Below are 11,884 nucleotides of genomic sequence, written 5' to 3'. Positions count from 1 at the left end.
ATTTCCATGCCTTTAACCATTCATGCTTCATTCGTATGCAGCCATATATATAGAAATGATAAATACATCAAATCTATTTTCAAGCATAAAAAAACAAGCTAAGAGCACATCTTAGCTTGTTTTTTTATTTATATATATGAACTGTTGGAGTTTCTTGATTTGGTTCTTTTAGAACAAGAGCTTCTTGATCAGAGTTGGACATGATATTCACTTCAAGCGAAATGTAATCTGGGAAGTAATCCATTACCTTTCCTGTAACAAATTGGGTAAAAGCAACAACCTCAGCTTTTCCATAGAATTGCATTGGAATTTCAATATCCAAGTAGTTTAATTCACCATTTTTATAAAATGCTTTTCCGATCACCCCGGTGTAATTAGGGAAAAACTCTTCAATATCCTGCTTAAATCGGTTAAACATTTGTGCATCATCACGATAAACGCTTGTTGCTTCTGTTGATGGGAAAAAGTAATATTCTTCATCAATTTCTTCCCATTTACTTAAAGAATTGCTACCTTGTTTTACTACGTTTTTAGCAATAAAGTTACCGGGTACAATCGAGGATTTTTCTTCTTGCTCATATAAAGCAATTACAATTGGAACATTTTCTAATCCTTTTGTTTTTCTTACTCGATTAATAACTTCCTGTGCTATTTCGTTCCCTTTAGATAGTATTTCTTCTCTACTAATTTTATGCTCTCTAGCATATCCATCTTCTTGTTTAAAATAGTAAACAGAATTCATTGCTAACCCGATCACAACGCCGCCCAATTCCACTGTATCGTCTTTACGAATTAAGTAGTTATGCTCAAGCATGTGAGCTAAGTAAATTGGATTTTCTTTATTTTTTTGTTCCAGGTTGTCAGTACCCTCAGGAAGTGCTGGATTTAGGCCAAGCTCTATATATTCCTTATCATCTTCTTTGGCTTCGGCCTGGGTCTCTTCTAATTTTTTTCCTGTTAACTTTCTTTTTAACCAGCTGTTAATTACATCACCTTTTAAGTACTGTCCCTCTTGATATAAGTACTCCTTTTCAGTTGGGAATGTATCTTGCGCCACTCTCATTAATCCTGTTTCAAATTCATCAATATCCAGGCGTGTGTTTAACTGCTGTGAAACAAGTCCTCTCGCTTCCCCTGGTTTGAAAGGTAAGATCATTCTGTAGTAACTATCTGAAATATTATATTTAGGGATGATCGCTGTTTCCTTTGATTCATCCTCCGTTTCCTGCACGATTTCCTCTTGCTCTCCAAAATTAGGTGCACAGGCAGTTAATAGAAACACGCTTGTTAACACCATGAATAGTTTCTTTTTCAATTTAAGTCCACACCTCTTATTTTATACATTTCGCTAGGACTGTTTGTTATGATGACTGACCCTCGTTATCTAATTCTTCTACTAGTCTGTTTTCATCCCATACTTCAATCTTTAAGTCTTCCGCTTTCTTAAGCTTGCTTCCTGCTGCCTCACCTGCAATAACAAGATCTGTGCTTTTACTAACACTTCCTGTGACTTTCCCACCTAAGGCTTCAATTCTTTCTTTTGCTTCATTCCTTGATAATTGCTCTAGCTTTCCTGTTAGAACAATTGTTTTTCCAGCAAAATAAGAGTCACTATCCTCAGGCTTAACTAGCTTCGTCCCTTTATAGGCTGTATTAACACCTAGTGACTGAAGCTCACTAATAAGATGCTCCACATCAGGATTTTGGAAGTAAGTTGTAATAGCATCCGCCATTTTTTCACCAATTTCATTTATGGCAATTAGCTCTTCCAAAGTTGTTTGTTGAAGATTTTCAATCGTCTCATATTGTTGTGCTAAAGTTTTCGCTGCTTTCGCTCCAACATGGCGAATCCCCAACCCAAAAAGCAGTCGCTCAAGGGAATTTCCCTTTGATTGTTCAATCGCATTTAATAGGTTATCTGTTGATTTTTCACCCATTCTTTCAAGTTGAAGCAATTGTTCTCTTGTTAGTCGGTATAAATCAGCAACATCTTTAATTAATCCCTCTTGAAACAATTGAGCAACAACACGTTCTCCAAGGCCATCAATATTCATCGCATTTCTTGAAACAAAGTGAATTAACCCCTCTTGGATTTGAGCTGGACATTGAGGGTTTATGCAACGTAGTGCAACTTCTCCTTCGATTCGAACAAGCTCACTCTCACAGGCAGGGCAATTCGTCGGCATAGTAAAAGTCTGTTCTTCTCCGGTACGTTGTTCTACTAACACATTAACAACCTCAGGAATAATGTCACCAGCTTTTTTCACAACAACTGTATCACCAATTTTAATATCTTTTTCCCTAATCAAATCCTCGTTATGAAGAGAAGCACGTTGAACAGTTGTCCCCGCTACTCGAACTGGCTCTAAAATAGCCGTTGGTGTGATCACACCTGTTCTTCCTACACTTAATTCAATATTTAACAGCTTCGTTGTTACTTCTTCTGCAGGAAACTTATAGGCAACAGCCCACCGAGGACTTTTTGCTGTAAATCCTAATTCATCTTGTTGAGCGAGAGAATCCACCTTTATTACGATTCCATCAATATCATAGGGTAGAGAGGCTCTTTTTTCTTGAAGGTTTTCAATTAGAGAGATGACTTCGTCAATGCTATCACATTTTCTTCGCTCTTTATTTGTTTTAAAACCTTCTTTTTCTAAAAAGTCTAACGCTTCGCTATGTCTATCAATACCTGTTCCACCTAAATCCGCAATGCTGTAAACAAAAATGTCCAAATTTCTTTTTGCAGCAATTTTAGGGTCGAGCTGCCTTATAGACCCAGCAGCTGCATTCCTTGGATTGGCAAACGGCTCTTCTTCAAGCTGTAAACGGAGCTCATTTAATTTCTCAAAGGAGGACTTAGGCATAAATACTTCTCCTCGAGCCTCAAGAGAAACATTTGTTTTAAGTTTTAGTGGAATAGAACGAACCGTTTTTAAGTTTTCCGTTATATCCTCACCAGTTGTCCCATCTCCACGCGTTGCTCCTTGAACGAACAACCCATTTTCGTAGCGTAGAGAAACAGCCAAGCCATCAATTTTTAATTCAACAACATATTGAACATCATCACCAACTGCTTGTCTTACTCGTCGGTCAAAATCACGTAAGTCTTGGTCATTGAAGGCATTTCCAAGGCTAAGCATTGGTGTTCTGTGCACAACCTTTTGAAAAGAGTCAAGAACACCACCGCCTACCCTTTGTGTAGGTGAATCTGGTGTTTTCAGTTCTGGATAATCTGCCTCAAGCTTTGAAAGTTCCTGGATAAGCCGATCATATTCTGCATCCGAAACGCTTGGTTGATCAAGTATATAATATTCATAATTATACGTGTTTAATAACTCATGAAGAGCATGAGCCCTCTCTTGTGCTGATTGTTTATCCATTAAGATATCCAATCCTTTCTACCGAAAATTGGTTTGTAAATTACTACGTCTATTTTTAAACCCGATTAATAGGTGCAAATGCAGCTAATAGTCGTTTTATTCCGACTGGGCTTGGAAAAGCGATATCTAATTCCTTTCCTTCTCCGGAGCCTTTTACACTCACGACTGTACCAATTCCCCATTTTTTATGTTCAGCTTTATCACCAACAGCCCAAGAAAAAGCTTCTCCCCCTGTTGATGAAGGTGTGACTACAGGTCTAGATACAGGTGGACGCTTTTCTTGACGTTCTTGACGACGTGCTGCGTTGAAGGATGAAACAGATTTCTTTGCTTGTTCGTTCAGATTTTCAATTAATTCACTTGGAATTTCTCTAATAAAGCGAGATTCTGGATTCATATTCGTCTTACCAAATAACGTACGCATTTGAGCATTCGAAAGGAAAAGTTCCTGCTCTGCTCTCGTAATTCCTACATAGGCAAGACGGCGCTCCTCCTCCATCTCATCTTCTTCCATTAAGGAACGACTATGAGGGAAGACACCTTCTTCAAGTCCGATTAAAAAGACAACAGGGAATTCAAGACCTTTTGCAGAGTGAAGCGTCATTAATACAAGTGCATCACTTTGCTCCTGCTCTTCTTCATCTAGTTTATCAATGTCTGAAACAAGTGCTAAATCAGTTAAAAAGGCAACAAGACTCTTATCATCATTTTGTTTTTCAAAGGTTTGAGTAACAGATAAGAACTCATCGATATTTTCTAAGCGACTTTGTGCCTCTAACGTTTTTTCCTGTTTAAGCATTTCTCTATATCCGCTCTTCTCAATAATTTCTTCAGCAAGCTCTGTTACCGACAGATAATCCTGCATATTCCCTAGATTTCGTATCAATTCACGGAAATCTGTAAGAGCATTGATTACTCTTGCGCTCACACCAATTTGCTCAATTTCCTCTAAAGCCCGAAAGATTGATAAGTCATTGTCTATTGCATAATTTGCGATTTTATCAAAGGAAGTTGAACCAACACCACGTTTTGGCACATTTATAACACGAGCTAAGCTAATATCATCATCTGGATTAGCAATTAATCGAAGGTAAGCAAGTAAATCTTTAATCTCTTTACGATCGTAGAACTTAATACCTCCAACAATTGTATAATTCAAGTTCGACTTCAGCAAAACTTCCTCAATAATACGAGATTGAGCATTTGTACGATATAAAATCGCAATGTCAGAAAGCTTTCTTTGACCTGAATCAACTAACTGCTTAATCTTTCCGGCAACAAACTGCCCTTCGGCTGATTCACTGTCAGCACGATAATAGGTGATTTTGGAGCCCGGCTGATTCTCTGTCCATAGATTTTTAGCTTTACGGTTAGAATTTTGTTTAATCACTTCATTCGCCGCTTGTAAAATTAACTGTGTAGAACGATAGTTTTGTTCCAGTAAAATCACATTTGCTTGAGGATAATCTTTTTCAAATGAAAGAATGTTAGCAATGTCAGCACCACGCCAGCGATAAATCGATTGATCCGAGTCACCAACAACACATAAATTTTGAAAACGAGCAGCTAATAGTTTTACAAGCATATATTGGGCTCTATTCGTATCTTGATACTCATCAACATGTATATATTGAAATTTTCGTTGATAAGATTCAAGCACTTCTGGTACACGTTGAAATAATTGAATGGTTGTCATAATGAGGTCATCAAAATCTAGCGACTGATTTTTACGAAGCTTCTTTTGATAATCCTTATAAATATCGCTAACAATTTGTTCATAATGACTACCCGCTTGTTTCTCAAATTCTTCTGGTGTAATCAGTTCATTTTTGGCACTACTAATGGACCCTAGTAAGCTTCTAGGATCATGTTTTTTCGGATCAAGGTTTTTCTCTTTTAAAATGGTTTTAATAACTGATAATTGATCTGTCGTATCAAGAATAGAAAAGTTACGATTAATTCCCATTCTGTCACTATCACGACGTAAAATTCTTACACACATTGAGTGAAAAGTAGAAATCCAAATTTCATCTCCGCCAGAACCGAGGATCCCTTGAATTCTCTCTCTCATCTCTCTTGCTGCTTTGTTTGTAAACGTAATCGCTAGTATATTCCACGGAGCTATTTGCTTTTCTGTCATTAAATAAGCAATTCGATGAGTTAATACTCTTGTTTTTCCACTTCCAGCTCCAGCCATAATCAATAAAGGACCATCTGTTGTTTTTACCGCTTGTTGTTGCCTATCATTCAAACCTTCAAGTAACTGATTTGATAAAAATTGCAACCAGTCCACCACCCTTTTCTAAAACATATGTTCTATTTTATCGTCATCTCTATCATCATTCAATAATGCTGACGGAGAAATTTATTTTGCTTCTTTCACTGCATCAACCGTTTTTAGTGCTGACTTTAAGTCATCATAGATCACATTCCCTACGACTACTACATCAGCATATTTAGCAAAGTTTTTAGCTTCTTCTGGTGAGGTAATTCCTCCACCATAAAATAGTTTTGTATTGGTAAGTACCTTTTTCGTTGCTTCAACAACAGCAAGGTCCCCTAACATCCCACTGTATTCCAGGTAAAAGATTGGAAGATGAAACAGATTTTCCGCTACACGGGCATAAGCTTTTACATCTTCAATCGAAAGCTCGGTATTAGCATCTGTTAAAGCTGCAGCCTTACAGTCTTGATTTAGGATGCAATATCCTTCTACAATAATTTCATCCCAGTTCATGACATCTCCATATTCCTTCACAGCTTCTTGATGAAGGTCCATCATCCATTTCGTTTTACGACTATTTAAGACTGTTGGAATAAAATATAGATCAAAACCAGGAATAATAGATTCGGTTGTGGAAACCTCCAACACACAAGGAATAAGATAACGGCGAACCCGGGACATTAGGTTTAACACATTATCTTCTGTTATATTATCACTTCCACCAACTAAAATCGCATCTGTTCCAGACTCACATATTTTTTCTAAATCTTCATCACTTATATCTTTATCAGGATCGAGTTTAAAAACATGTTTCCACTCGGTAATATCATACATTACTGGACTCCTCCATTCAAAAACATCCATTTCCCTATTATAGCAAATTACATGATGGCAAAAAACTTAAAAGGGGAGGAAGATACTTGAAGATAAGAAAAGCGCAAGCGCCTTGGTCAGCCCCGACAAGCATAAGACGATTTGGAATAGAAGGCGCTCTTTGCCTTATATTCCAAATTGGCTTATGACCTCGAGGGGCTAGGCATCTGACTTTTTTGCCAAAAAGTCAGACTGCTGGAGCTAGACACTAAAACTACGTACAAAATTTTATACTTTCTTACCTTTTTAGAAAACTAAAGCTTTCGCTAAGTCCTAATAGCGAAAGCCTCAGTCTTTTTTATTTAATAGTAAAAAATAAAAAGCACCGTTATAATCGGTGCTTTTCATTTTATTCTTCTTCTATTTCTTTCTCACCATGAACACGTTCTAGAGCCATTGTATAAGCGTCATTTCCATAATTCAAGCAACGTTTAACACGAGAAATCGTTGCTGTACTCGCTCCAGTCTCTGTCTCAATTTTATGATACGTATATCCATCACGTAGCATTCTAGCAACTTCAAGTCGCTGTGCAAGTGATTGGATTTCGTTTACTGTACATAAATCATCGAAAAAGCGATAACATTCTTCTAAATCTTTTAATGACAAAATAGATTGAAAAAGTTGATCTAATTCTTTTCCACGAAGCTTTTCTATTTGCATAATCTATTCATTCTCCTTTTACTATTACGATTGAATTAGAAATTGATCTAATGAAGGAACAACATTCACCCATGTTCTACCCGGCACTAGTTTTACGATCTTTCCGTCTTTCACTGGCACAATCCGGCCATCATGATTCTCCCATTCTACCTCTTGCATCATACCCTTTTGCAGTAGTAGAGCATTTCCTCCTGATGTTATATCAATTGCACGCCTGCCTTCTTTATCAATCACTTTATGGTCCATTTGAACAACAAAGATATTTGAAAGCTCTACAGAATCTCCACTTTCTAAGTCAACCGTTTCTTCATTTCCACTATATCTTTTATAGGTTTGTTCAGTTTGATTATACTCGTATGTGCTTTGCCATGTTTCAGATTTGTCATATTTTATAACAAATTTGTTTACCTGCTCTCCCTTTATCTCCTTCATTTCTTCCTCAGTAAGAAAATTGAATGGGATCACATCTTCCGTCATCGTATATTGTTTTAACTCTGCACCTTGTAAGATATTGTCCTTTGAGATATATGAATTATGAGGCGCGTTACGATGATCTGCCCTCCAAAAAAGAGTGCCATCGTGTAACATGCCGTTTATATGATCAACCTCATTACTTACAAGCCTCTCTTTTGCCGAAGGACTCCATCCATGGCTAATATATAGGGCATGAAATCCTTTGCTTATATCAATATAATAATCCCTAGCACTTCTAACCGGTCCTATTATATCAGGTACTTCACTTTGAAATACAGCTAAAAACCTTGTAATATTCCCTTCTGCAAGTACTTCATATACAACATCTGCTTTCGTTAATCCTGATTGTGGTCTCGCTTTAGGATGATTATTAATCATCACAGCAACTGGACGTTGTGAAATATTCTGCTCTTCTGTTGCTATTCCGGTTAGAGGATAGATAACGCTTTCTTCAACTTCAACCTCTGCAACGACTGGTTCATCTTCTTGCTGAACAACATCATCTTTTTTAACAATGCTTTCGGCTTGGTCCTCGTTATGATTACATGCGCTTAAGAAAACAAGTAATGATACGATAACCAATGAATACTTACCCTTAATCAAACTAACACAACCTTATCTTATTATTACACTTTTATATTTTAACGCATTATAGATGGAAAGAGTACCGTTTTTTTCATCACATCAAAAATCCCTCTTGGTGTAATTCGTATATATGGTAAATGAGTAGATGACAGAAATAGCAATGAATGAATAGGATCATCAAAACTGTATCCTCTTTCTTGTAATAAAGAGGTCAATTTTGCTTGCTTATCAATAACATGTGTAAGCTCTTCATTTGAAGCTCCCCCATTTAATTGAAGAGGCATTTCAAAAATCACTTCATTGTTTTCTGTTAGGACAATACCTCCACCAATTTCCTTCATTCTTTCAAAAGCAGCAAGCATTTCTGTTTTTCGTTTTCCAATGATAATAATATCTCCAGTTGTTGAATAGGAGCTTGCAAAGCCTTGAACATGGTTGGCAAAGCCCTTTATCACCGTATTAATTCGCCACTCACCATTACGGTCAATTAAAGCTAAAAAGCTTTCATCATGTTTTTCGGACAAATCATTTGCTGAACTATCAATTGTAACAGAGTATGGTTCCATGATGACCGCATTTCGCATTTTCATACCTAGTGGCATAGAAAATTGTAGATCGTCCATTGTTAAATCCCATTTAAAATCAACCGGTTCAAGACCATATTGATTCCAATCTACCTCATGTTCTTCTTGTTGAGGTATTCCATCTTTTAATATCCATCTACCCTTTGTCATAACCGATATAGGATCAGGGCAATCAATTGAATCAAGAATATTAAGCGTTGCCACCCTTCCTGGAGCAATAACCCCGATTCTGTCTTCTATTTGATAATATTTTGCAACATTATAGGCCGCCATATTATAAGCATCAATTGCAGGAACATTGCTATCTAGTGCGATTTCTATACAACGATTAATCATCCCCTTTTCATAAAAATCAGGGTTCGCTCCATCTGTTGTGTAGTATAAATGATCGTAAGTTGTAAGACCCTCATCCTGAACCTCTTTTATCAACTTACTTAAGTCTGGTCTTATAGATGATTGCCTTAATGCTGCTGTGTATCCCATTTTTAACCGGTTCATTACATCCTTTCCGGTCATTGATTCATGATCACTATCAACACCAAATAATTTCATCTTTGTTAATGTATTTTCCGAGGCACCAGGAAAATGACCTTCCAGCCTTTTCCCTTTTCGCTTTGTTTCCTGTAACCAATAAAGAATCCAATCATCACCATCTCTAAGCTTAGGCCAGCCCGTTAACTCACCGCCCTGTAAGACTGAATGATGCTCTAACCATTTTTTCACAAAATCATATGAAAAGATTTTTTCTTCAGAATGCACTTCTGTTTGTAGATCAAATCTTGCCCACCAATAAAAATGGTAAGGCAACTTTTCCATATCATCAATAAAAGTAAGCGCTTTCTTTTTGTTGCAACGTAATAGCAGAAAAAGGTTATCACTTATTAAGGTTGTTGTACCCGTTTGTGACACATACTTTGCTAATGTGTGGGGATTATATAACTGAAATGGATGAGCGTGTGGCTCAATATATCCTGGTACTACCACTTTAGCAGAGCAATCAATTACTTCTGTTTCTGTTGTTTGTTCAGGTAAATTGTCTCCCACATAGACGATGCGATCATCGTAGATCCAGATATTAGCTTTAATCCATTGTCTTAAATATGAGTTAAGATATGTGACGTTTTTCAAAATTGTTGTAGATGATAATTTGTTTGATAAAACATCTATCTGCTTACGTATTTGACTGTTTTTCCATAGAAATTTTTGTTCGGGCATAAAAAATCCCCCCAATTTTTGTAAGACTATTTAAATACTATGTTAACACAGGAAACTTATTAACGCATTAAAGTTTTATTTCAATTTAATGACAAATATGGGAGGTATTGATTTATTATGGTACGACCAAATATAGGTATTGTTAATGCTTTAATTCGTATAACATGTGGCCTTTCTGTTTTATCATGGGCTACTTCAAAATATTGTAAAAAGCCATGGAGAGATTCCTACCTTATTGCCATCATCCTAGGTGCAATGAAGGTTGGTGAAGGTATTTTACGCTTCTGTCCGATCACCTATTTATTTGAAAATTCATCATCAACTTTCTTCTTTGATGATGATGAAGAAGATTACTTTGACGATGAAGAAGATGCTGTTACGTACAATCCTTCATAACGACTTTAAAAAATGAAAAATGGGACTGGCCATTAGTAGCCAGTCCCTTATTTAACAGGAGGTGTATAAAATGTTTTTAGAATATTTAACAGATATGTCTTTTATTCTTATTGCACTAATCGGCGGGATTGTTGCATTACTTTTCGTCTTTATTAAGAAACGCCGTGCTTAATCGCTTTATTACCAATATCTTTACGATAGAATAAAGCTGGTGCAGAAATCTTTTCAACTAATGCATATGCTTGCTCTTGTGCGTCACTAATTGTTTCACCATATCCAGAGACAACAAGCACACGTCCACCGTTACCCACAAACTGATCTTCAACTTTCTTTGTTCCTGCATGGAAAATGACTGCTTTTTCATGCTTCTCAGAAAGTTGTCCAATTGGAAGACCTTTTTCATAGTCATTAGGGTAACCTTTTGAAGCAAGTACAACACCAAGAACAGCTTCTTCTGACCATTCTAATTCCACAGGTTCTTCATTCAAAATTGATAATAATGATGATACTAAATCCGATTTCAACCTTGGTAAAACAACCTGAGTTTCCGGATCACCAAAGCGAGCATTAAATTCAATTACTTTAGGGCCATCATTTGTTAAAATAAGACCAGCATATAAAATTCCTGTAAATGAACGACCTTCACTTACAAGTGCCTTTGCAGCAGGCTTCAATATTGTTTCAACTGCGGTATTTACTACTTCATCTGAAATTTGTGGTACAGGAGAATATGCACCCATTCCACCAGTGTTTGGCCCTTCATCATTGTCATAAGCACGTTTATGATCTTGAGCAATGACCATTGGATAAACATTTTCACCCTTCACAAATGCCATTAATGAAAATTCTTCCCCAGCAAGAAATTCCTCAATAACAACAGAGCTTGAAGCATCACCAAATTTTGCATTTTCAAGCATATCTGTCACACTGTCTAAAGCAACATCTAGTGTTTCAGCAACAGTTACACCTTTTCCAGCTGCTAACCCGTCAGCTTTAATAACAATAGGTGCACCTTTTTGTTCAATGTAAGATTTTGCCTCATCTACATTCGTAAACGTTTGATACTCTGCTGTTGGAATTCTATATTTAATCATAAGTTCTTTCGCGAAATTTTTGCTACCTTCAATAAGTGCAGCTTCTTTTCTTGGACCAAATATTTTTAAGCCTTCACGTTCAAATTCATTCACAATTCCGTTTAGTAATGGAACTTCTGGGCCTACGATTGTTAAATCGATGTTTTGCTCTTTTGCAAAGGCAACTAGTGCTTCATTATCATTTTCACTAATAGCTACTCTTGTTGCAAACTCATTCATTCCATCATTGCCAGGTGCAACAAAGACCTCTTCTACAAGATTGCTTTGTGCTGCCTTCCAAACTAACGCATGCTCACGTCCGCCTTGTCCGATAATCAGTACCTTCATGAATACACCCCACTTGAATTTTATTTCCCTTTGGTATTACGTTTATATGCTAAAAGCTATTCTCCTCT

General features: G+C 36.7%; 10 protein-coding genes. 2 read left to right on the top strand and 8 right to left on the bottom strand.

The features are described 5' to 3' along the window. Nucleotides 1–124: 124 nt before the first annotated feature. The 7 genes from LPC09_RS01745 to LPC09_RS01715 form a co-directional block, all read right to left on the bottom strand. Nucleotides 125–1,315, bottom strand: coding sequence for a CamS family sex pheromone protein (locus LPC09_RS01745; RefSeq protein ID WP_231308845.1), 1,191 nt, complete (start codon nt 1,313–1,315; stop codon nt 125–127). A gap of 46 nt (nt 1,316–1,361) precedes the next feature. Then, nucleotides 1,362–3,383 carry an NAD-dependent DNA ligase LigA gene (gene ligA, locus LPC09_RS01740; RefSeq protein WP_098797697.1) on the bottom strand — a complete coding sequence of 674 codons (2,022 nt, stop codon included), beginning with the start codon at nt 3,381–3,383 and terminating at the stop codon, nt 1,362–1,364. Nucleotides 3,384–3,438: 55 nt separating this feature from the next. Further along, complete coding sequence (gene pcrA, locus LPC09_RS01735; RefSeq protein ID WP_098797698.1) at nt 3,439–5,667, bottom strand: DNA helicase PcrA; 2,229 nt, start codon at nt 5,665–5,667, stop codon at nt 3,439–3,441. An 81-nt stretch (nt 5,668–5,748) separates the two neighbouring features. Continuing rightward, a complete protein-coding gene (locus LPC09_RS01730; protein ID WP_098797699.1) occupies nt 5,749–6,441 on the bottom strand; it encodes a heptaprenylglyceryl phosphate synthase in 693 nt (230 codons plus the stop codon). A 388-nt stretch (nt 6,442–6,829) separates the two neighbouring features. Next, the gene (locus LPC09_RS01725) at nt 6,830–7,141 is read right to left on the bottom strand and encodes a YerC/YecD family TrpR-related protein (RefSeq protein WP_098797700.1); all 312 of its coding nucleotides are present in this window, start codon (nt 7,139–7,141) and stop codon (nt 6,830–6,832) included. Nucleotides 7,142–7,165: 24 nt separating this feature from the next. Beyond that, complete coding sequence (locus tag LPC09_RS01720; protein WP_231308844.1) at nt 7,166–8,218, bottom strand: DUF3048 domain-containing protein; 1,053 nt, start codon at nt 8,216–8,218, stop codon at nt 7,166–7,168. A gap of 38 nt (nt 8,219–8,256) precedes the next feature. Continuing rightward, nucleotides 8,257–9,999: an adenine deaminase C-terminal domain-containing protein gene (locus tag LPC09_RS01715; RefSeq protein ID WP_231308843.1), complete on the bottom strand. Its 1,743-nt coding sequence runs from the start codon at nt 9,997–9,999 to the stop codon at nt 8,257–8,259. Between the two features lie 117 nt (nt 10,000–10,116). On the opposite strand from LPC09_RS01715, the gene LPC09_RS01710 reads away from it, so the two are divergent. Then, entirely contained in the window at nt 10,117–10,395 is a 279-nt protein-coding gene (locus LPC09_RS01710) for a YgaP family membrane protein (RefSeq protein WP_176551100.1), read from the top strand. Nucleotides 10,396–10,465: 70 nt separating this feature from the next. Beyond that, complete coding sequence (locus LPC09_RS27485) at nt 10,466–10,567, top strand: EYxxD motif small membrane protein (protein WP_331275793.1); 102 nt, start codon at nt 10,466–10,468, stop codon at nt 10,565–10,567. On the opposite strand, the gene purD is transcribed toward LPC09_RS27485, so the two are convergent. Beyond that, nucleotides 10,548–11,816, bottom strand: coding sequence for a phosphoribosylamine--glycine ligase (gene purD / locus LPC09_RS01705; RefSeq protein WP_231308842.1), 1,269 nt, complete (start codon nt 11,814–11,816; stop codon nt 10,548–10,550). The genes LPC09_RS27485 and purD overlap by 20 nt on opposite strands. Between the last annotated feature and the right edge of the window lie 68 nt (nt 11,817–11,884).

The organism is Metabacillus sp. B2-18, from assembly GCF_021117275.1.
Lineage (GTDB): Bacteria > Bacillota > Bacilli > Bacillales > Bacillaceae > Metabacillus.
This window is presented reverse-complemented; position numbering and strand designations above follow the sequence as displayed.

Excerpts from the sequence above, each read along its gene's own strand:
- ligA (WP_098797697.1), bottom strand. The coding sequence starts at position 3,383 with ATGGATAAACAATCAGCACAAGAGAGGGCTCATGCTCTTCATGAGTTA.
- LPC09_RS01730 (WP_098797699.1), bottom strand. The coding sequence starts at position 6,441 with ATGTATGATATTACCGAGTGGAAACATGTTTTTAAACTCGATCCTGAT.
- LPC09_RS01725 (WP_098797700.1), bottom strand. The coding sequence starts at position 7,141 with ATGCAAATAGAAAAGCTTCGTGGAAAAGAATTAGATCAACTTTTTCAA.
- LPC09_RS01715 (WP_231308843.1), bottom strand. The coding sequence starts at position 9,999 with ATGCCCGAACAAAAATTTCTATGGAAAAACAGTCAAATACGTAAGCAG.
- LPC09_RS01710 (WP_176551100.1), top strand. The coding sequence starts at position 10,117 with ATGGTACGACCAAATATAGGTATTGTTAATGCTTTAATTCGTATAACA.
- LPC09_RS27485 (WP_331275793.1), top strand. The coding sequence starts at position 10,466 with ATGTTTTTAGAATATTTAACAGATATGTCTTTTATTCTTATTGCACTA.
- purD (WP_231308842.1), bottom strand. The coding sequence starts at position 11,816 with ATGAAGGTACTGATTATCGGACAAGGCGGACGTGAGCATGCGTTAGTT.